We start from the raw sequence: 19,992 nt of genomic DNA, 5'->3' as shown, positions 1-19,992 counted from the left end.
ATTGAAGACTGCACGAAAACCGCGCTCGATTAAACGTTGGCTGAAACTAAAGTATACACAGCTGATGCGGGCGCCTGGCGGCCCATCCATCGTTGCTCTTGGATTTGCGATCGGTATCTTCGTAGAGATGTTTACGCTGCCGACTTACGGCCTTGCGTTTTTCTTGATTTTTCCGCTCATCTACATGTTTAATGCGAGCCTTGCCGGCGCGCTTATCGGATTTGTTTTTGGCAAAATTATCTTTATTCCAATCGCGTTCGTAAATAGTATGGTCGGCGGCTGGGTGCTGCCTAAGCATATGAAAGTTTCTCTGCCGTTCGCGCCGCACTGGCTCGACCATTTGCTGTATATGAATTTGAAGCTGATCGTAGGCGGTATCATTGATGGAGTTATCCTCGGCGCGCTGTTCTACTTCCCTGTGAAGCTAACGCTGCAATATATGGCGAACAAGCGTAAAGAGAAGCGGAAGCTTCGCCGAAGTGCTATTGAAGTGAAGCCTGTGACGGAATAAAGTTGAATGCTCATGGAAACCGATCCCTTGACGAGGTCGGTTTTTTCTTGTATATTTGCTTTAGTGATTAAAAGCCTAAAAGCATAAAAGCGTCAAAGCTTAAAAGCGAACACGCGTCTAAGTATAACAGTCGAAAGGGAGTTATTATAATGATCGTCATAACGAAGCACAATGCGCCAGAAGAGAGAATTGCAGAGATCGTACATCAGATCGAGAAGTCCGGCGTTCAAGCGCATGTATCGCGCGGAACGGACCGTACCGTCATCGGCATTATCGGCAAAGCGGAGCCATCGCTCGCAGAGCATCTGCGTTCAATGAAAGATGTCGAGAACGTCATCAAGATTTCAAAGTCTTACAAGCTTGCGAGCCGCGACTTCCATCCGGATGATACCGTTATTGAAATTAAAGGCGTGAAGATCGGCGGCGAGCACCTCGCTATTATGGGCGGACCTTGTGCCGTTGAGACTCCAGAGCAGATTGATGAGATCGCTAGGCTCGTGAAGGCAGCGGGCGGTCAAGTGCTTCGCGGCGGCGCGTTCAAGCCGCGTACCGGGCCTTACAGCTTCCAAGGGGTAGGCGTAGAGGGATTGAAGATGATGGCGGACGCAGGGCGCAAGCATGGCCTGCTGACGATAACAGAAGTTATGACGCCGGAATACGTCGATATTTGTGCGGAATATGCGGATATTTTGCAGGTCGGCACGCGGAATATGCAGAACTTTGACCTGCTTCGCAAGCTGGGCACGATTCAGACGCCGGTACTTCTGAAGCGTGGTTTCAGTGCTACTTACGATGAATTCCTGAATGCGGCAGAATACATTCTCGCAGGCGGAAATCCGAACGTTATGCTTTGTGAACGTGGAATTCGTACGTTTGAAACATATACGCGCAACACGCTTGATTTGGCAGCGATTCCGGTACTTCAGGGGCTGAGCCATCTGCCGGTTATCTCCGATCCGAGTCATGGCACTGGCCGCCGGGAACTCGTGGAGCCAATGGCCAAAGCGTCGGTGGCAGCAGGAGCGAACGGCCTCATAATCGAGATGCACACCGATCCCGACAACTCGATGACTGGCGATGGAGTTCAATCTCTGTTCCCTGACCAATTCGCGAACCTTCTGAAACAATTGGAACAGCTTGGCAACCTCGTAGGAAAGCGTTTTGACACGCCGAAAGAGCCGGCTGAGTTCTTCAATACGTGGAAAATATAAGATTTCCGTGAATGTTTATTCACGATGATGATAAGCTGCAGCCCTCCTTTGAGAAGGGCTGCAGCTTGTTTTTTGTAGGTAAATAGCGGGTTTTTGGTTAATGTTTCAATTATGTGAAGTTATCTAACAATAGGTTTTAGAAATACCTGACATGACTATTGACGGGATTAGAGCAGGTATCTATAATAACAATCATAGTTTCAGATCAGAAGTTGAACAATAACTGTCCTAAACATCTCAAATGTTCGGAAATTCGGAAATGGAGGAAATACCTAAATGTCAGTTCAAAACGTATTGAACACAATCAAAGAGAACAACATCATGTTTGTCGATTTCCGCTTCGTGGATCTTTCTGGCCACGCGCACCACATCACGCTTCCTGCTACGGAAGTGGATGCCGAGACGTTTGTTAACGGCGTAGCTTTCGATGGTTCCTCGATCGCTGGTTTCCGCGGCATCGAAGAATCCGACATGGTTATGATGCCGGACACTGAAGCTAGCTTCATCGATCCGTTCACGGATCACCCGACATTGAACATTATGTGCAACATCCATACACCTGACGGCGAACGTTATGAGCGCGATCCGCGCAGCATCGCTCAAAAAGCAGAAGAATATCTGCAAACAACAGGCATCGGCACAACAGCATTCTTCGCTCCTGAGTCCGAGTTCTTCATTTTTGACGACGTTCGTTTCGAAAGCAAAATGAACACGTCCTACTACTCCGTTGATTCCGACGAAGCGGCTTGGAACACAGGCCGTAAAGAAGAAGGCGGCAACCTTGGTTATAAAATCGGCGTTAAAGGCGGCTACGTGCCAGTTGCTCCAGTCGATGCGCAGCAAGACATCCGCAGCGAAATGGTTCGCATCATGCAAGAAACAGGCCTTCGCGTTGAGCGTCACCACCATGAAGTTGCTACAGCTGGTCAAGCGGAAATCAACTTCCGTTTCGATACGCTGACTAAAACAGCTGACAATCTTTTGAAATATAAATACATCATCAACAACGTTGCTCGTCAATGGGGCAAAGTGGCAACGTTCATGCCAAAACCGCTCTTCGGCGACAATGGTAGCGGTATGCACGTTCACAGCTCGATCTTCAACGGTGATTCCCCGTTGTTCTACGAGAAAGGCGCTTATGCAAACCTGAGCCAATTGGCGCTGCACTACATCGGTGGTATTCTGCATCACGCACCAGCGCTGATCGCAATCACGAACCCATCGACTAACTCGTTCAAACGTCTGGTACCAGGCTACGAAGCACCGGTTAACCTCGTGTTCTCCAAAGGTAACCGTTCTGCAGCAATCCGTATTCCGGTTGCAGCTGTAACGCCAAAAGGCTGCCGTATCGAGTTCCGTACACCGGACTCCACAGCTAACCCTTACCTTGCATTCGCTGCAATGCTGCTTGCAGGCCTGGACGGCATCAAGCGTCAATTGGATCCAGTTGCTCTTGGATACGGTCCATTCGACAAAAACATCTACGATCTGTCTGATGAAGACAAAAAAGAAATCCGTTCGGTTCCAGGCACGCTGGACGAAGCTCTTGACGCTCTGGAAGCTGATTCCGAGTTCTTGACTGAAGGCGGCGTATTCTCGCAAGACTTCATCGAGAATTTCATTGCACTGAAACGTTCCGAAGCTAAAGCAGTATCGATCCGTGTTCATCCACACGAGTTCAGCCTGTACTTCGACTGCTAATTCCGGACTTATTATTTTCATTCAAACGAGCTCTCTACCCAGAGAGCTCGTTTTTATATCTTCATTAGAAGCTAAATCCGAATATTCTTAATAGAACTGTTGGAATATGTTCGACTTTTTGACTTGATGCAAGCCGTTAAACTTGCTATCATACACATAAGCAAATTAGAAGAGTGGAGTGAGCTACATGACGAATCGCGCTTATAACTTTAATGCTGGTCCAGCAGCGCTGCCGCTTGAAGTGCTGCAGCAGGCTCAGCAGGAATTCATTGATTATGCCGGTGCTGGCATGTCAATTATGGAGATGTCCCATCGCAGCAGCATCTTTGAAGAGGTCAATGACGGTGCTCAATCCCTTCTTCGTGAATTGTTCGGAATTCCGAACAATTACAAGGTGCTCTTCCTGCAAGGCGGAGCTAGCACGCAGTTTGCCATGATTCCGATGAATCTGCTCACGCCAGGCCAAACAGCGGCATTCGTGAACACGGGCAGCTGGGCGGATAAGGCGATTAAAGAAGCAAAGCTGTTCGGCGAGACTGCAATTGCGGCATCCTCGGAAGCGTACAAGTTCAACCGCATCCCTGAGCTTAGTGAAATCGAGATTCCTGCCAATGCTGCCTACCTGCACATCACTTCGAATGAAACGATTGAAGGCACGCAGTATGCTAAATATCCGGAAACGGGCGATGTGACGCTGATCGGCGACTTGTCGAGCGATATTCTGAGCCGTCCGGTTGATGTAAGCAAATTCGGCATGATCTATGCTGGTGCACAGAAGAATCTTGGCCCATCCGGTGTGACGATCGTGATCGTGCGTGAGGATCTCGTTGCAGAAAGCCCGAAATCGATTCCGACGATGCTTCGTTACGATACGCATGTGAAGAACAATTCGCTTTACAACACACCGCCGTCCTTCTCGATATACTTGGTCGGTCTGATGCTGAAATGGGTAAAAGAAAGAGGCGGCGTTGCCGCGGTTGAGCAGTATAATCGCGATAAGACGAAGCTGATCTATGACGCAATCGATCAAAGCGGCGGCTTCTACCGCGGCTTCGCTGAGGCAGGCAGCCGTTCACTTATGAACATTACGTTCCGCCTCGGAACGGAAGAGCTCGAGAAGCTGTTCGCGAAGGAATCGGAGCAGCATGGCTTCGTCGGCTTGAAGGGACATCGTAGTGTTGGTGGCCTGCGCGCATCGACGTACAATGCTGTGCCGCTGGAGAGCTGCAAAGCTTTGGCTGAGTTTATGGCTGACTTCCAGAAACGGAACGGGTAATAGAAGGCATGACCTGCGGTCGGTATGAGCCTGCAATCGCTGTTGTAGTTTGGATATCCCGGATTGTATAAAACATTTAGAGGTTGATATCCAACTACAAAGGCGCAAATGAGCTGCATAGGTTAGACCACGCAGCTCATTTCGCCTAGGCGATTTCCGGCTTCATACCGACCTCCGGTCACTTATGCTGCCGCGGCACTGCATTTTTTAAAAACAAAGAAGACCGCCGTTCCTTCGTGGACGGCGGTCTTCTGGTTGCGAAGAGCAAAGGGCAAGAGCAAAGAATTAAGCCAATGATGAATCGGCAGCGTTGCTGCCAGGGCCAGCTAGCTTATAGCCGACGTTACGAACGGTCATAATATACTCTGGCGTACGTGCGTTTTTCTCGATTTTGTCGCGAAGATGGCTGATGTGGACGTCAACGATACGCGTATCGCCGAGGAAGTGATAGTCCCACACGCCGTGAAGCAGCTGTTGCCTGCTAAGCACTTTGCCGCGGTGACGGCAGAGGAAGAGGAGCAGTTCGAACTCCTTCGGCGTAAGCTCGACTTGCTTGCCATTCACCTGCACTTCACGCTGCTCGGTGATGACTGTCAAATGACCGATCTCATGAACGGCTTCGTTACTCTTGCCTGGCAGAGACTGTGTACGGCGGAAGATCGCTTGAATACGTGATAGCAGCTCTTGGGGCGAGAATGGCTTCGTCATATAATCATCGGCGCCATTATCAAGTCCGGCGATTTTGTCAGTGACATCCTGCAAAGCCGTTAACATAATAATCGGCACCGCATTATTTTGCTTTCGCAGCTCTCTGCATACTTGAATGCCGTCCATCTTCGGGAGCATGAGATCGAGAACGATGAGGTCGGGACGAAACGGCTTTAAGAAGTCGAATACGGCTTCACCGTCAGCAGCGCAGCGCACCTCGTAGCCGGCAAGCTTCAAATTAAATTCAAGCAGCATGGAGATGGAAGGCTCGTCATCGACGATTAATATTTTCTTCTTCATCGTTTATGATCTCCTTTTCGTGCAATTATAATTGTATTATGGCAGTCATTTTTTTGCAGGAGATTATCCAAACGTAAAAGCTATGTAAAAACTAGAAGGGGAAGGTTAACAATGGCATTCCATATCGTACTCGTCGAACCGGAAATTCCGGCTAATACTGGCAATATTGCGCGTACTTGCGCGGCAACAGGCACGATTCTCCATCTTGTAAAGCCGCTCGGCTTTAATACGGATGACAAAACACTTAAACGCGCTGGTCTGGATTACTGGTATGCGGTCGAGATTCATTACCATGACTCTTTCCAAGAGCTGAAAGACCAGTACCCAGAGGGGCGGTTCTTCTGCGCAAGCACGCGCAGCTCGCAAGTGTACACGAAGCACAGCTACCGGGACGGCGACTTCTTTGTTTTCGGCAAAGAGACGAAAGGGCTGCCGCAGGAAATTCTTGATGCACATCTGGATACATGCATTCGAGTGCCGATGACAGATAAGGTAAGATCGCTGAATTTGTCAAATTCCGCGGCGATTGTCGTATTCGAGGCGCTGCGCCAGCTTGATTTTCCCGGTTTAGAATAAAACATTTAAAAAATGTTAACTTTCAAAATATTAAATGTTACACAATACTAAGAAATTTTAAAAAGTTGAAGGAATTACAGTTTCATTATCGAATCCTTGTAGAAAGCGATAATTGTCATAACATGTTAGCTTTCAAAATGCAACTTACAGGAGATGTGGAATTGTGAAACCGGCTGGTGTTGTGCGTAAAGTGGATCAATTGGGTCGAATTGTTTTGCCCAAATCGCTGCGCAAAAGATATTCGATGAATGAGGGGGATCCTGTAGAGATACTGGTCCAAGGGGATCAAATTATTTTGGAGCGGTACCGTCCTCGCTGCGTATTCTGCAATACGCTGGACGATGTGCGCGAATTTAAAGAACGTTATCTGTGTGCAGTTTGCATGACCGAGATGACTGGACTGCGCCGGGGTTAACGAGTGCAGTTCTTGTGTGAAATGGAATGAGTGTAAACAAAAAGAAGCTTTCGGCGAATGTTGAAGAACAATCGCTGAAAGCTTCTTTTTTAAGCAAAGAACTTGCGCTGCCATCGCACAGGAGAGCGCGGTCGTTCTTGCTGATGTCCATCTTACATGCCGCTAGTCTTATCGTCGTTGTAAGACGCAGTGAGCATTGCAATTAGGAACAAGGCTGTAACGGTGAGAACGATTAGAAAATTAATGGTCATTCTTCTTACCTCCTATACTGCATGTTGCATACTAATTATTATAACCAACGCTGTTCAAAAAGAAAACGATCTAAGTTGTGAACAAGTTGTTACAGGAGTATGCTATTTCATAGGCAAGGTTGTCGAACTTTGTTGTGGTTTGGAGTTGCCCCCTTCCCGCTTTGAGCGTAAAATGTTTTATAAAGGAAAGGGAGTGGACGATAGTGGAATATCGGTTCTCAGACAATGTGCAGCGGCTTCAATCCTCGGCCGTTCGCGATATACTTAAGCTAACGCAAGGTAAAGAAATCATTTCATTCGCCGGCGGTCTTCCGGCGGAGGAGCTATTCCCGCTTGAGGCGGTTCGGGATGCGGCGGAGCGTGTGTTCCGTACAGGCAAGAACTCGCTTCAATATGGCCTTACTGAAGGCTTCCTGCCTCTACGTGAGCAGCTATGCGTCCGGATGGCGCAGAAAAATATGCATGTTGCGCCTGACGAAATGATTGTTACGACTGGCTCGCAGCAAGCGATTGACCTCGTTACGCGAGTTCTTATGAATCCCGGCGATGTCGTGCTCGTCGAGAACCCGACCTATCTGGCAAGCCTGCAAGTATTTAACCTTAGCGGACTTACTGTTGTGCCTGTCGAGAGTGACAAAGATGGTATGATCATCGAAGAAGCTGAGCGTCTGATGAAACTGCATAAGCCTAAGATGGTTTATGTTGTTCCGACCTTCGGCAATCCAACAGGACGCGTATGGAGCTTGGAACGCCGCAAAGGGCTGCTTGAACTGAGCCATCGCTATGGCGTTGCTATTCTTGAGGATGATCCATACGGCGAAATTAAGTTCGATCCGAATGCAAATTATCCGACCCTGTTCTCCCTTGACGGCAAAGCAGGTCATGTTATTTATACAAGCACGTTCTCGAAGACAGTTGCACCGGCGCTGCGTACCGGCTGGGCGATTGGTAATCGGGAAGTAATCAGCAATATGGCAAAGGCGAAGCAAGCGGCGGATCTGCACTCCAGCACATTGGACCAGCAGACGCTGGATCAGCTGCTGCAGCATTTCCCGTTGGACGATCACATTCGTACCATTAGCAAAGCTTATGGCGAGCGGCTGCAGCAAATGCAGAGCCTGCTCACGCAGCAGGGCTGGAGCGATGTGAAATGGGTGGAGCCGAAGGGCGGCATGTTCCTGTGGCTTGAGCTGCCGGAAGCACTTGATTCGGAAGCGCTTCTGCGTGCTGCGGTGAAGAAGAACGTGGCATTCGTACCAGGAGCGTCGTTCTACGCGGCGGATCCACAGCGCAATAAAGCGCGGTTGAACTTCACGTATACGACAGGCGAGCGCATGGCGACGGGAATCACGCGATTCGCGGAGACGCTTAATGAGTTTTTGGCACGCTGCTAGATCCGAGAGAGCATGAGGGTAATAGCTGCGCTGTTGAATGTTCTTTCGATCGCTGTTGTATTCGGATTCCTTTTAACAATATGAACATGGTTGGAATCCGAATACAAAGGCGAACACTAACGTTTCTCCAGAATCATTCAACCGCTCCACTATTACTGACATGCTCATCGGTTTAAAAAGAACAAAAAAACCTCTAGCGGCTTTGCAGCGCTAGAGGTTTTTGCGTTTCACAGATCAATAGCTTAAGCCTCGACGAGAACGAACTTGCCGTCGCGGATTTCTAACGGAGCGCATTCGAGTGTTTCGCCAGGCACGTTCGTTGACTCGCCTGTATGTGCGTCGAAGCACCAGTAGTGCAGAGGGCAGACGAGCTCGTTCAGATGAGGGCGGACGATGCCGCCTGCATGCGGGCAAATTGCCGAGATCAGGGTGTAGCGCTGCTCTTCGCCTTCTTTGCGCTTAGCCTCTACAATATAGTGAGGCTGCATATCGACTTTTACATGCGCTGGGAAAGCTGTGAAATCCTCAACATTTCCAATTACTTTCACTGCATTTGACTCGCTCATTCGTAAATTCGCTCCTTTAATAATATGTACTTATTATGGCTGTTTGGCCCCTTGTTTCTTCCGCCACGCCTCCACGATTTCTTCGTGTGCAGCAAGCGCTGCAATCCCCTCGGGCTTCAGCCCATATAAGCCGCGCTCGATGCGCGTGAACCACTTGTAATAGTCATCCCGCACAATCTGGCCCGTATTCGCCACATCCGTCAGCTTCTTGATCGCGCTTGGAGACAGTTGCCCGTGCTCTCTGATCGCCCAAGCGACGCGGATCGCTTTCTCTTTATACGCGGTCATGAGCTTTCGTCCTGTGCTGCCCCCGGTATTGTAATCGCCGCTTCGCTCGCGGAATTCCGTCAGCAGCTTCGCCTGCCGGGTTCGCCGCTGCCCGCGGACAGGGGGATCGCCAGGCTCGCAGAGCATTTCGAGCAGCGGCTCCTTCGTCTTGAAGAAGGTGACCGTCATCAGCCCGATTCCAAGCATCCGGCATAGCTCTGCAAGATCGCCGAAGCGTTGGTTGTGTGAGCCGCCCTTTTTACGATTGCGTTCTACTGCGAGAATAACGTTGCCGCCGAGCCGAAGCCGCTCAACCCCTTGCAGAAGCAGGGCGAGATTGAACGTTTTCTTCATCTCAACCAGAATCGTTTCTTCCGTTTGCGGATGAATGGCGACGAGGTCGCAATGCATGATTTCGCCCTTCACCTCATAGCCTTGTCTTTCAAAATACGACTTGATTGGCTTATACAGCTCAGTTTCATGTGTGATTGCCATGTGCGCGAACGCCCCTTTCCTTGCCGGCGGCAGCGAGGCGCCACTTTCGCGCAAGACGTAAGTCTTTGGAGATTATATCATATTCCTGTCCGCTCCTTCAGCCTCATTTTTGGCTTACAACGGATGTAATAACTTTATTGTGTCAGGTTAGAGCGGCATTCGTCGTTTCTTGCTGCATTCGACATTTTTCATACGGGTAGGCCGAGTCACATACAGGTTGGCATTTCCCAGCGTTTCCAATCGGCGAGCAGAGGTGAATAAGCTGTCTGTGCAACCGGAAGTGTTGTCAATCCATCGGGGAGAGGCGCGAAAATTGGCGGAATCTTGTTTAAAAAATAGGGCAACTTCCCTTAAGAAAGCGCATAGGAATGTAATACTTCAATAAAAAATGCCGGGCAGCTTTAGATGGCTGGATGGTCAACGACCCGCATTCGACGTCTTGTAATGAGCACCGGATGAACTGCGTATATGCTAACGAAGTGAGTTTTGCCTCTAGCAAAACTTATAGGAGGTTACGGCATGGATATTTTGAAACGAATATCGGCGTACAAGGCGGAAAGTGAGAAGCTAACTTGGAATGGTTCATTCAAGGACTATCTCGAGCTGCTAAGGCAAGATCCTACTCCAGCCATGACTGCGCATGCTCGTGTCTACGAAATGATTGAGTCATTCGGGGTGGTAGAGGAAGGCATCGGTACGAAGAAATACAAGTTTTTTGAGCAGGAGATATTTGGACTCGATCGTGCTGTAGAGAAGCTGGTTGAGGAGTACTTTCACTCATCGGCACGCCGACTTGATGTCCGCAAACGGATTTTGCTGCTAATGGGTCCAGTCAGTGGCGGTAAATCAACCATTGTTACGATGCTCAAGCGTGGACTCGAACAGTTCTCGCGAACAGAGCGAGGCGCTGTCTATGCGATTAAAGGGTGCCCGATGCATGAAGAGCCGCTTCATCTCATTCCGCATGAGCTGCGGGCGGAGGCGGAGCGCGAGCTCGGCGTCCGGATTGAGGGTAGTCTGTGTCCTTCCTGCCAGATGCGCGTAAGAACCGAATACGGCGGTGATATCGAAAATGTTCAGGTTGAGCGCGTAGTTATCTCCGAGGAGAGCCGTATCGGTATCGGAACATTCAGTCCGTCAGATCCGAAGTCTCAGGACATCGCGGATTTGACTGGCAGCATCGACTTCTCGACGATTACTGAGTTCGGATCGGAATCGGATCCCCGTGCCTACCGTTTCGACGGTGAGCTGAATAAAGCGAACCGCGGTCTGATGGAGTTCCAAGAGATGCTGAAGTGTGATGAGAAGTTCCTCTGGAATTTGCTCTCGCTCACCCAGGAAGGCAACTTCAAGGCCGGCAGGTTCGCCTTGATTTCGGCTGATGAGCTCATCGTGGCGCATACGAACGAAACCGAGTATAAGTCGTTCATCGCCAATAAGAAGAACGAAGCGCTGCAGTCCCGGATGATCGTCATGCCGATTCCGTATAACCTCAAGGTGTCGGAAGAAGAGAAAATCTATAAAAAGCTGATCGGGCAAAGTGATATGAAGCATATTCATATTGCGCCGCATGCGCTCCGCTCGGCAGCGATCTTCTCGATTCTGACGCGTCTGAAAGAAACGAAGAAGCAAGGTATGGACCTCGTCAAAAAAATGCGTATGTACGACGGCGAGGAAGTGGAAGGCTATAAAGAAGCCGACCTGAAAGAAATGCAGTCGGAGTATATTGAAGAGGGTATGTCCGGCATTGATCCACGTTATGTCATCAACCGGATTTCCAGTGCTCTCATTAAGCAGGATCTGCAATGTATCAACGCCCTTGATGTGCTCCGCGCGCTGAAGGAAGGGCTTGATCAGCACCCTTCGATTACGAAGGAGGAGCGCGAGCGGTACTTAAACTTCATCTCGACGGCTAGAAAAGAATATGACGGACTCGCCAAGAAAGAGATCCAGAAGGCGTTCGTTTACTCCTTCGAAGAGTCTGCAAGAACGCTGTTCGAGAACTATCTCGACAACATTGAATCCTACTGCAACTGGTCGAAGATCAAAGATCCGCTGACCGGTGAAGAGATGGATCCAGATGAGCGGCTTATGCGTTCCATCGAGGAACAAATCGGCGTCTCTGAGAATGCGAAGAAGGCGTTCCGCGAAGAAATATTAATTCGGATCTCCTCCTATTCGCGCAAAGGCAAGAAGTTTGACTATTTCAGCCACGAACGTCTGCGTGAAGCGATTGAGAAGAAGCTGTTTACCGATCTGAAGGATATCGTCAAAATTACCACCTCGACGAAGACGCCGGACGAGAAGCAGCTCAAACGAATTAACGAAGTGACCAAACGGCTTATCGACGAGCATGGCTATTGCCCAGTTTGCTCCAATGAATTGCTGCGCTACGTAGGCAGCCTGTTGAATCGGTAAGAAAAGATGCCGCAGTACGCTGTCACAAGCGTGCTGCGGCTTTCCTTTGATAAGAGGTTTATGGCACATGCGTAATGTTAAGCAGCTCCAGTTATGATAAAATAGGAACATAAGTTCTTATTTTATTGTGAAGGAGTGTTGAACATGCAGCTGCTGCTATTGAATGAAGACGATCAGCCGGTATGGCTCGGGCTGGATGAGATTTGCATGGTCACTGCGTCGCCGAAAGGGCCTGTATTTATTGCCAAAGACGGGACAAGCTGTCGATATCCACTTACGATGGAGCAGCTTTCAGCGGCTCTTTGTAATTACGGATATGAGCGAATCGACCGGAATGTGATTGGTAATGTAGCGGCAGCTACAAGCTATGACCCGGCCAGCCGCAAGCTGGCATTCCAGCAGCAAGATGACTCTGAAGCGGGAGAGCTGTTATATGCGACTGTCTCCACGACGAACGTTTCGAAAGTAAAGCATTTAATTGTTCGTGAAGATGATTATTGGAAAAGCGCCTATCTCGCTGCGTGAGCATAGTATGAAAAGATGCCGGATGGGCGTCAGATCGGACATGTGATTATTGTAAAGGGTAAAAGGATCATCGATTATCGTCCAATCACCATGTCATATAAGTTGACACCATTGTTCGGTTTTGATATCATTTAAGTAAATAACAGGTAATAATTCGTTCATGGCTTGGACAATGTTTGACAAAAGCTGACATGAGATTGACACTGAAGGTGTTGGAGGCGGTAACGATGTCGATGGCGATGAAATCCGGTTTTAATCAGTACGATTCGCAATCATTCTACGACGAAATGTTCGATCGCGAGTCAAAGGTGCGAGAACATTATGAAGGTGTTCATCGAACGTTCGCCCGTATGAAGCCGCCTGAGCTTGCTGCGCGCCACACGAAGATCCAGCAGCGCATGCTGGAAGAAGGAATTACGTTCACCTTATATGCCCAAAATCAAAATGAACCGCTTGAGCGGACCATTCCTTTCGATTATATCCCTCGTATCATTCCGCGGCACGAATGGGAAGGAATCGAACGGGGCATGAAGCAGCGAGTACAGGCGCTTAACGCCTTCATCCGTGACATCTATCATGAACAGCGGATTGTGAAAGATGGTATTATTCCAAGGCAAATGATAATCAGCAACAAATACTTTCGCCCGGAGATGGCCGGGCTTCATGTGCCGCAGAACGTCTATATGACTGCTTCTGGCATAGATTTAATAAGAGACGAGATGGGTCAGTATTACGTGCTTGAGGACAATCTTCGCACCCCGTCTGGATTCTCGTACTTGTACAAAGGAAGAAGCCTCATGAGCGAGCTTTTCCCCGACTTGTACTTGTCGAGTACGGTTTCGGACATCGAACGAAGCCTCAATGTTTTCCTCGGTTCGCTGCGCAGCTTGGCGCCTTCAGGGAAGCGGGATCCACTCATTGTGCTGCTGACTCCCGGCGCATACAACTCCGCTTATTTCGAGCATGCATTCCTGGCACAGCAAATGGGCATCCATCTTGTTGAGGGACGCGACCTCGTGTACAAGGATCACAAAATCTATTTGCGCGACCTTCGCGGTTTGCGGCAAGTAGACGTCATCTACAGGCGGCTTGACGATGATTTCTTGGACCCGCTCGCTTTTCAAGCGGATTCGCTGCTTGGTGTTCCGGGGCTCATGAACGCATACAGGGCGGGCAATGTTGCGATTGCCAATGCACCGGGAACGGGAGTTGCAGACGATAAGGCCGTCTATGCCTATGTGCCGGATATGGTTCGGTATTACCTTGGCGAAGAGCCGATTCTGAACAATGTGCCGACTTATATTTTATCGCGCAAGGAAGACAGAGAATACGCGCTTGAGAATTTGAATCAGCTCGTCGTTAAAGAGACGTCGTTATCCGGCGGCTATGGCATGCTGATTGGACCAGCAGCAAGCGCGAAGGAAATCGGCGCTTTCGCCGATGCGATTCAGCGTGATCCGAGCCGCTACATCGCACAGACGACGATGAATCTCTCGCGTGCACCGGTCATGCTTGGCGGCTCGATGCAGCCGCGCCATATTGATTTGCGCGTGTTCGTGCTGATGGGGACGCAGACGCATGTCATCCCTGGAGGGCTTACGCGTGTTGCGCTGCAGGAAGGCTCGCTTGTCGTCAACTCCTCGCAAGGCGGAGGCGTGAAGGACACCTGGGTGCTTAGTCGCTAATGTCGGAAAGTATGAAGCGGAGGGATCTATGATGCTGAATCGTAATGCAGAGGCGCTGTTCTGGATCGGGAGGTACATGGAACGAGCGGAGAACCATGCCCGGCTTATAGATATACATTATCATTTGCAAGCCGATGATATGTCGGTTATTCCAAGAGGGGAGCCTGGCGAGAAGGCGCAGACTCTCTGCAAATGGGGACGCATCGTGGATGCGCTCGGCAGCCGTGATACCTATGAGCAGCTATATGACACGTATACGGAGCGTGATGTGATCCATTACATCACACTGGACCGTGACAACAATAATTCGCTTGTTACTTGCGTCAACTATGCCCGCGACAATGTGCGGACGATGCGTGAGAAGCTGCCAAGCGAGCTGTGGGATGTGACGAATGGGTTCTATCTATGGCTGCGCGAGAAGCAGGACGGCGACTTTACAAAGGAATCGCCGCATCAGTTTTTTGGCCGGATAAAAGAGTGGACAGCGCTATTCTATGGGGTTACGCAGTCGGTCATGCCCCGTGAGAATGAGTGGCATTTCATTGAGTGCGGCCGTTACTTGGAGCGGACGGAGAATACGCTGCGCATCTTGCAGTCTGCTATTATGTCTCGGACGATGATCTATCCGGATGTGGAAGGAAGTAATGACCTCTATCCGTTCCTTCAAGCGGTGCTTCGTTCCGTGAGCGGCTACCAGCCGTTCCGCCGCTATTATGCCGATGCTCTCTCGCCTGAGGCGATTATGGAATTCTTGATCTTAAGCGAGGTGTTTCCGCGCTCGGTTCATTACTCGCTGGATTCGCTCGATGAGCATCTGCGCGGCATTCAGCTGCAGGAGAAGCAGCTGCGCGTCGCTCATGACCGGATCATCCGCCAAGTCATGAAGCTGAAGGCGGAGCTCGCTTGCCTCGAACGGGATGATTTGCACATCCAGACCGAAGGTCATGTGACGGGTGAATTGCTGCAGGCGGCAGGACAGCTTGGCGCGTCGTTCGCATCTACCTTTTTTCGTATGGGGGAGGTCAGCGCATGAAGCTGTTCATAACGCACACGACACAATATTCGTATGGAGATCCGGTGATGGACAGTGTCAATGAGCTGCGACTGACGCCATTCACGAACGAGCAGCAATCCTGCTATCAGCATTCAATCTCAGTGGAGCCGAATTCGCCTCTCTTCAGTTACTATGATTATTTCGGCAATCGGGTCCATGTGTTCTCGGTGAATAATTCGCATAAAAGCCTTAAGATTCGGACGCAAATGACCGTGGTGACCAAAGAGGCGATTAAGCCGGAGCAGGGCGAAGAGGCGATGATTCCGCAGGAGGCATGGAGGTATTTGGCTTCTGACGGGGCGGTCAACGAATTTGCGGAGTATTTGCTTCCGACCGAATATACCGGCATTACGCCTGAGGTGGCTGCTTTTGCGGAAACGCCGGTAGAAGGCGGTACGAATGAGTTGGAACGGCTAGGCGTGTTTGTCTGGTTGTCCTGCGTCTCGAATCGCATCCGCAATGAATTCGTGTACGATACGGAAGCGACGAACGTGCACACGATTGCAAGTGATATGATTCACAGGCGGCGCGGCGTATGCCAGGACTTTGCCCATCTCATGATTGCGGCATGCCGGGCTAAAGGAGTGCCTGCGCGCTATGTGAGCGGGTATCATTTTGTCGGTGATTTACAAGGCGGCAGCGCGGACTTTGAGCAAGCTTCGCATGCATGGGTGGAAGCTTATGTGCCGGGGTTAGGGTGGTGCGGGTTTGATCCGACCAATGACGCGCTAGTCGGCGAGCGGTATGTGAAGCTGGGGCATGGACGTGATTACAAGGATATTGTGCCGGTCAAAGGCGTTTATCGCGGAACGGCCGAAGCGCTGCTGAGCGTCGCAGTTGATGTGAAACGGATAGATGAATAATTCCGATGGGTCCAGGGCAATTTGAATGAATTCCAAAATTCAGCTGTCATGGAGGGTTGCCGCCAATGAAACATCTTGTCGTTATTGCACATCCGAATCCAGAAAGCTTCAATCATGCGATTGCGAAGCGGCTTATTAGCACGCTTCAAGAGAAAGGGCACGAAGTAACCATCCGCGACCTCTATGGGATCGGATTCGAAGCCGTGTTGAGCATGAAGGACTTCGGAGCGTTGCGCGCAGGTGATATACCGTCAGATATTCGTGCAGAGCAGCAGTACATTAGCAATGCCGATGTTCTGACGTGGATTTATCCGATCTGGTGGACAGGCTTGCCGGCGATTCTCAAAGGCTACGTTGATCGCGTCTTCGCGTACGGCTATGCGTACGCATACGGCGATGACGGCAATATTGAGAAGCTGCTAGCTGGCAAGAAGGGCTTCATCATCAATACGCACGGAACGCCAACCGAGATTTACGAGTCAATCGGTATGCTAGGTGCGCTTCAGAAGACGTCGGATACCGGCATCTTCGAGTTCTGCGGCATCGAAACAGCGGGTCATCTGTTCTTCGGCAGCGTGCCGCAGGTAGACGACGCCGCGCGGGAAGCGATGCTGAAGCGGGTCGAGGATGAGGCAGGACGGTTGTTTTAGCGAGGCTGTAGAGGCAAGAGCTCCGTGGTAGCTGCCCATTGCAGCCACGAGAGTGCCAAATTAGTAATCTAAGCAGTGTAATAGCCGATTTTCAAGCGCGAAGAGATCCTATATGATCTCTCAGCTCCAGAAAGAGAAGATCGCATCCCCCGGAGCCATACACATGGCTGACTCCAGAGGATGCGATCTTCTCTTTTTTACAAACCCTTATATGAACTTCCGGCTCGTCTTCTTGCCGTCGCAGCTGAACACGATGCGTTTGTCCTCGACGATGGTTTCCAGGTGAACCGATTTGCCCCACAGCTGCACGACGTGAGGGAGCGTGCGCTCCACATATTTCAGATCAAGCTCTACGCCCTCGTACTTGTGGAACAGGAACATCTCGCCGACGCGGTTGAAATCCCCGTCTACGACGACTATGCTCGGGAAGCCGCCGTTGACGCGCGAGAACACGAGCTGCTGGCGCACGGATTCCCAGGCTTTCTCGGTAATTTTCCACTCCGCGCCTTTCTTCTCGAAGATATAAAGGTCGAGGTCGTCGACGAGCTGCTTCGTCAAATAATTGCGCAGGAATGAGATGTCGGAGTCGAACTCGCGCACCTCGAATATTTTGTCACGGCCCATGCCGGGCTTGCGTCCCTGGCGTTCCTGTTCTTCTCGAGTTGGATGATCCCACCGGCGCTCGATATCCTCGAATATCTTCAGCCCGAGATAGTAGGGATTCAGCGAGTGTCTTGATGGCTGCACGACCGCCGAATTGAGCTTCGCGAACTCGATCGTTTCCTCGCTCGTTAGGTCGAGCTCTCTCAGGATCCGTTGATGCCAGTAGGAAGCCCAGCCTTCGTTCATAATCTTCGTCTCGATCTGCGGCCAGAAGTAGAGCATCTCATCCCGCAGCATGGACATAATGTCACGCTGCCAATCCTGCAAATTCGGCGAATACTCTTCAATGAACCAGATGAGATCCTTCTCGGGCTGCGGCGGGAATTTCTTCGTGTCGGAGCCGCTCTTGGCTGCGTTGCTCGCTTGTTCCTTCTCCTCTTGGTCGAGATTCCATAGGTCGTCGTATTGCGAAATGCGAGGCGTCTTAATCAATTGATTTTCCTTATTCAGCAGCTCAATATACTGTGTTTTGTCCAGCTTATATGGCCGGATTATCGTCGAATCGACGTGCTCCTGAATCGCCAGAACAGCATCTATGAACTTCTCGACCTCATCGGTGCCGTATTCCATCTCATATTGGCTGACCCGCTCAGCGGTAGCCGACATGCTCTCGACCATATTCCGGTTCGTAGCGCTAAAGCGCGCATTGTTCTTGAAGAAGTCGCAGTGAGCAAGTACGTGAGCGACGATCAGTTTGTTCTGGATGAGGGAGTTCCCGTCTAGCAGAAAAGCGTAGCAAGGATTCGAGTTAATAACGAGCTCATAAATTTTGCTAAGGCCAAAATCATACTGCATCTTCATCTTATTGAAAGTTTTCCCAAATGACCAGTGGCTGAACCTCGTTGGCATGCCGTAAGCGCCGAATGTATAGATAATATCGGCAGGGCATATTTCATACCGCATCGGGTAGAAATCGAGGCCGAATCCTTGAGCAATCTCCGTTATCTCATCAATAGCTCGTTCGAGCGCTTTGACCTCATCCTGGTGCAAATTCGTTTCCCCCTTGTCGTGCAATTGTGCTTCATAGCTATATGTATGGGGACGAAAGTGGTGATATGTGCTTTTTTTGGGTATGGGAAATGGTAGATGAATATTTAACCAAGCCGTGATATGATTAGTTCAATAGAACTAGTAGATGTGAGGGTTGAGCTATGTCCAGAGAGCTATCTGTCGCCCACTGCCCAGGCTGTGGCAACGTTTTTCAGAAAAATTTGCGCAATCTATGTTCGGACTGTTCAGCGGCGGAGGATGCAGAGCTGAATGCGCTTGAACAAACACTCAGACGCAGCCGCCACTTGACGAATGAGCAGCTCTCCGAAGCCACTTCGGTCGGTGTTTCCCGGATTCGTTCGCTGATTCGCCGTGGAAAGCTGAAGCTATACGATTATCCGAACTTGGCCGATGCATGCGATCTGTGCGAATCGCCTGTCCGTCAAGGCAAGCTATGTACGAAGTGCGTGAGCCGACTCAAAGGAGATATTGCCAAAGATTTGGAGCAGAAGAGCCAGAAGAAAGAGCATGTGTTCTTATCCAAGTTTAGACGCTAGAGATGGGCACCGGCTTGCTCCAGCAATGCAGCAATTTCGTTGAAACGTCTGCGCTTCGCATGCCGGAGAGGGGTAACGCCTTCCTTATCGGGGATATTCACATCCGCGCCGTGCTCGATGAGCAGCTTCGCGACCTCGATATGATTCTGGCTGTTATTCCCGAGCACGATGACTTCCATGAGCGCTGTCCAACCGAGATTGTTAATATGATTGACGTTAATATCGCTACCCGTCAGCAGTTCGCGTACGACATCGACATAGCCGTGTTCCGAGGCAGGGATGAGAGCAACGCCGCCGTAACGGTTCCTAATCCGCGTGTTCGCACCAGCAGCGAGCAGCAGCTTGACGATTTCCAAGTGACCTTGAGCGCCAGCATACAAGAACGGGTTGTCCAGAATATGATCCTGTTTGTGAATGTCTGCGCCAGCATCGATCAATAATTTGGCGATAATCGGATGGTTCGCGTGAGTAGCGACAAGCAGCGGCGTACGGCCGCGCTCATCCGTTGCGTTAATATCAGCACCTGCATCAATCAGCGCTTGAACGGCGTCGGCATCGCGGCGAGCAACCGCTTGGAATAGGTTGTTCATAATGGGATTACAGCCTCCTTGTCTGGATAAACTTGGATTCCATTATACGATGCGCTCTATAATCGGAACAATAGGCTGCAGAAATAGGCGAAAGCCGCAGTTGCGTAACGACCGCAGCATATGGTAATGTAATCGTAACTAATGAGAAGGAGGTGAAGGTAGGATGAATGCAGAGAAGGTGAACGACCGTGTTAGCCAGCTTCCAATTGCGATGGCTGGCATCGTGCATGTTTTTGGACCTAACGGGATCAGTCTGTCCAAAAACACGAACACGGTTACACCACTCATGCGAAGACGCCTACCTTAGACCTCGATCGGATTATGAC

At 50.2% G+C, this 19,992-nt stretch carries 20 protein-coding genes; 15 read left to right on the top strand and 5 right to left on the bottom strand.

All coding sequences use genetic code 11. The features are described 5' to 3' along the window. The first annotated feature begins 1 nt into the window (after position 1). From AC0LWF_RS05845 to serC, 4 genes are all read left to right on the top strand, one after another. The gene (locus tag AC0LWF_RS05845; protein ID WP_474650623.1) at positions 2–511 is read left to right on the top strand and encodes a DUF2062 domain-containing protein; all 510 of its coding nucleotides are present in this window, start codon (positions 2–4) and stop codon (positions 509–511) included. A 149-nt stretch (positions 512–660) separates the two neighbouring features. Then, positions 661–1,722: a 3-deoxy-7-phosphoheptulonate synthase gene (gene aroF / locus AC0LWF_RS05840; RefSeq protein WP_090578551.1), complete on the top strand. Its 1,062-nt coding sequence runs from the start codon at positions 661–663 to the stop codon at positions 1,720–1,722. 276 nt (positions 1,723–1,998) lie between these two features. Next, positions 1,999–3,423 (top strand): type I glutamate--ammonia ligase, encoded by a 1,425-nt coding sequence (glnA, locus tag AC0LWF_RS05835; RefSeq protein ID WP_474650622.1) that lies wholly within the window; start codon positions 1,999–2,001, stop codon positions 3,421–3,423. Positions 3,424–3,610: 187 nt separating this feature from the next. Beyond that, positions 3,611–4,699 carry a 3-phosphoserine/phosphohydroxythreonine transaminase gene (serC, locus tag AC0LWF_RS05830; protein ID WP_474650621.1) on the top strand — a complete coding sequence of 363 codons (1,089 nt, stop codon included), beginning with the start codon at positions 3,611–3,613 and terminating at the stop codon, positions 4,697–4,699. Positions 4,700–4,984: 285 nt separating this feature from the next. On the opposite strand, the gene AC0LWF_RS05825 is transcribed toward serC, so the two are convergent. Further along, positions 4,985–5,707 carry a response regulator transcription factor gene (locus tag AC0LWF_RS05825; protein ID WP_474650620.1) on the bottom strand — a complete coding sequence of 241 codons (723 nt, stop codon included), beginning with the start codon at positions 5,705–5,707 and terminating at the stop codon, positions 4,985–4,987. A 111-nt stretch (positions 5,708–5,818) separates the two neighbouring features. On the opposite strand from AC0LWF_RS05825, the gene trmL reads away from it, so the two are divergent. From trmL to AC0LWF_RS05810, 3 genes are all read left to right on the top strand, one after another. After that, positions 5,819–6,283 carry a tRNA (uridine(34)/cytosine(34)/5-carboxymethylaminomethyluridine(34)-2'-O)-methyltransferase TrmL gene (gene trmL / locus AC0LWF_RS05820; protein WP_474650619.1) on the top strand — a complete coding sequence of 155 codons (465 nt, stop codon included), beginning with the start codon at positions 5,819–5,821 and terminating at the stop codon, positions 6,281–6,283. Positions 6,284–6,446: 163 nt separating this feature from the next. Continuing rightward, complete coding sequence (locus AC0LWF_RS05815) at positions 6,447–6,698, top strand: AbrB/MazE/SpoVT family DNA-binding domain-containing protein (protein WP_474650618.1); 252 nt, start codon at positions 6,447–6,449, stop codon at positions 6,696–6,698. 454 nt (positions 6,699–7,152) lie between these two features. Next, on the top strand, positions 7,153–8,343 hold the full coding sequence (locus AC0LWF_RS05810) for an aminotransferase-like domain-containing protein (protein WP_474650617.1): 1,191 nt from the start codon (positions 7,153–7,155) through the stop codon (positions 8,341–8,343). 242 nt (positions 8,344–8,585) lie between these two features. Here AC0LWF_RS05810 and AC0LWF_RS05805 read toward each other — a convergent pair whose 3' ends face one another. Together AC0LWF_RS05805 and AC0LWF_RS05800 are read right to left on the bottom strand one after the other, a co-directional pair. Then, positions 8,586–8,909 carry a Rieske 2Fe-2S domain-containing protein gene (locus AC0LWF_RS05805; protein ID WP_474650616.1) on the bottom strand — a complete coding sequence of 108 codons (324 nt, stop codon included), beginning with the start codon at positions 8,907–8,909 and terminating at the stop codon, positions 8,586–8,588. A 33-nt stretch (positions 8,910–8,942) separates the two neighbouring features. Next, a complete protein-coding gene (locus tag AC0LWF_RS05800; RefSeq protein WP_474650615.1) occupies positions 8,943–9,671 on the bottom strand; it encodes a DUF2161 domain-containing phosphodiesterase in 729 nt (242 codons plus the stop codon). 519 nt (positions 9,672–10,190) lie between these two features. Between AC0LWF_RS05800 and AC0LWF_RS05795 the strand changes: the two genes are divergently transcribed. The 6 genes from AC0LWF_RS05795 (at position 10,191) to AC0LWF_RS05770 (ending at position 16,866) form a co-directional block, all read left to right on the top strand. Then, entirely contained in the window at positions 10,191–12,089 is a 1,899-nt protein-coding gene (locus tag AC0LWF_RS05795) for a PrkA family serine protein kinase (RefSeq protein ID WP_474650614.1), read from the top strand. Between the two features lie 144 nt (positions 12,090–12,233). Next, positions 12,234–12,614, top strand: a complete 381-nt coding sequence (locus AC0LWF_RS05790; protein WP_474650613.1) for a hypothetical protein — start codon at positions 12,234–12,236, stop codon at positions 12,612–12,614. Positions 12,615–12,841: 227 nt separating this feature from the next. Continuing rightward, a complete protein-coding gene (locus tag AC0LWF_RS05785) occupies positions 12,842–14,299 on the top strand; it encodes a circularly permuted type 2 ATP-grasp protein (protein WP_474650612.1) in 1,458 nt (485 codons plus the stop codon). A gap of 28 nt (positions 14,300–14,327) precedes the next feature. Further along, positions 14,328–15,332: an alpha-E domain-containing protein gene (locus tag AC0LWF_RS05780; protein WP_474650611.1), complete on the top strand. Its 1,005-nt coding sequence runs from the start codon at positions 14,328–14,330 to the stop codon at positions 15,330–15,332. After that, a complete protein-coding gene (locus AC0LWF_RS05775; protein WP_474650610.1) occupies positions 15,329–16,216 on the top strand; it encodes a transglutaminase family protein in 888 nt (295 codons plus the stop codon). The genes AC0LWF_RS05780 and AC0LWF_RS05775 overlap by 4 nt, the downstream gene beginning before the upstream one ends. Before the next feature lie 65 nt (positions 16,217–16,281). Continuing rightward, the gene (locus AC0LWF_RS05770; protein WP_474650609.1) at positions 16,282–16,866 is read left to right on the top strand and encodes an NAD(P)H-dependent oxidoreductase; all 585 of its coding nucleotides are present in this window, start codon (positions 16,282–16,284) and stop codon (positions 16,864–16,866) included. Between the two features lie 207 nt (positions 16,867–17,073). Here AC0LWF_RS05770 and AC0LWF_RS05765 read toward each other — a convergent pair whose 3' ends face one another. Further along, positions 17,074–18,519 (bottom strand): SpoVR family protein, encoded by a 1,446-nt coding sequence (locus AC0LWF_RS05765; RefSeq protein WP_474650608.1) that lies wholly within the window; start codon positions 18,517–18,519, stop codon positions 17,074–17,076. A 161-nt stretch (positions 18,520–18,680) separates the two neighbouring features. Between AC0LWF_RS05765 and AC0LWF_RS05760 the strand changes: the two genes are divergently transcribed. Next, positions 18,681–19,076: a hypothetical protein gene (locus AC0LWF_RS05760; protein WP_474650607.1), complete on the top strand. Its 396-nt coding sequence runs from the start codon at positions 18,681–18,683 to the stop codon at positions 19,074–19,076. Here the strand turns inward: AC0LWF_RS05760 and AC0LWF_RS05755 are convergent. Further along, a complete protein-coding gene (locus AC0LWF_RS05755; protein WP_474650606.1) occupies positions 19,073–19,666 on the bottom strand; it encodes an ankyrin repeat domain-containing protein in 594 nt (197 codons plus the stop codon). The two genes, AC0LWF_RS05760 and AC0LWF_RS05755, sit on opposite strands and share 4 nt — an antisense overlap. A gap of 163 nt (positions 19,667–19,829) precedes the next feature. Between AC0LWF_RS05755 and AC0LWF_RS05750 the strand changes: the two genes are divergently transcribed. Beyond that, positions 19,830–19,973, top strand: coding sequence for an RAxF-45 family protein (locus AC0LWF_RS05750; protein WP_474650605.1), 144 nt, complete (start codon positions 19,830–19,832; stop codon positions 19,971–19,973). Positions 19,974–19,992: the final 19 nt, after the last annotated feature.

The sequence above is a fragment of the Paenibacillus sp. sgz302114 genome, from assembly GCF_056120345.1.
The sequence above is the reverse complement of the archived record's forward strand: the minus strand, read 5'-3'. Positions and strand labels throughout refer to the sequence as shown.

Bases quoted from the DNA above. Each gene is read 5' to 3' on its own strand.
- AC0LWF_RS05750 (WP_474650605.1), top strand. From the start codon at position 19,830: ATGAATGCAGAGAAGGTGAACGACCGTGTTAGCCAGCTTCCAATTGCG.
- AC0LWF_RS05755 (WP_474650606.1), bottom strand. From the start codon at position 19,666: ATGAACAACCTATTCCAAGCGGTTGCTCGCCGCGATGCCGACGCCGTT.
- glnA (WP_474650622.1), top strand. From the start codon at position 1,999: ATGTCAGTTCAAAACGTATTGAACACAATCAAAGAGAACAACATCATG.
- serC (WP_474650621.1), top strand. From the start codon at position 3,611: ATGACGAATCGCGCTTATAACTTTAATGCTGGTCCAGCAGCGCTGCCG.
- AC0LWF_RS05825 (WP_474650620.1), bottom strand. From the start codon at position 5,707: ATGAAGAAGAAAATATTAATCGTCGATGACGAGCCTTCCATCTCCATG.
- aroF (WP_090578551.1), top strand. From the start codon at position 661: ATGATCGTCATAACGAAGCACAATGCGCCAGAAGAGAGAATTGCAGAG.
- AC0LWF_RS05795 (WP_474650614.1), top strand. From the start codon at position 10,191: ATGGATATTTTGAAACGAATATCGGCGTACAAGGCGGAAAGTGAGAAG.
- AC0LWF_RS05760 (WP_474650607.1), top strand. From the start codon at position 18,681: ATGTCCAGAGAGCTATCTGTCGCCCACTGCCCAGGCTGTGGCAACGTT.
- AC0LWF_RS05790 (WP_474650613.1), top strand. From the start codon at position 12,234: ATGCAGCTGCTGCTATTGAATGAAGACGATCAGCCGGTATGGCTCGGG.
- AC0LWF_RS05785 (WP_474650612.1), top strand. From the start codon at position 12,842: ATGTCGATGGCGATGAAATCCGGTTTTAATCAGTACGATTCGCAATCA.
- AC0LWF_RS05775 (WP_474650610.1), top strand. From the start codon at position 15,329: ATGAAGCTGTTCATAACGCACACGACACAATATTCGTATGGAGATCCG.
- AC0LWF_RS05780 (WP_474650611.1), top strand. From the start codon at position 14,328: ATGATGCTGAATCGTAATGCAGAGGCGCTGTTCTGGATCGGGAGGTAC.
- AC0LWF_RS05770 (WP_474650609.1), top strand. From the start codon at position 16,282: ATGAAACATCTTGTCGTTATTGCACATCCGAATCCAGAAAGCTTCAAT.
- AC0LWF_RS05805 (WP_474650616.1), bottom strand. From the start codon at position 8,909: ATGAGCGAGTCAAATGCAGTGAAAGTAATTGGAAATGTTGAGGATTTC.
- trmL (WP_474650619.1), top strand. From the start codon at position 5,819: ATGGCATTCCATATCGTACTCGTCGAACCGGAAATTCCGGCTAATACT.
- AC0LWF_RS05800 (WP_474650615.1), bottom strand. From the start codon at position 9,671: ATGGCAATCACACATGAAACTGAGCTGTATAAGCCAATCAAGTCGTAT.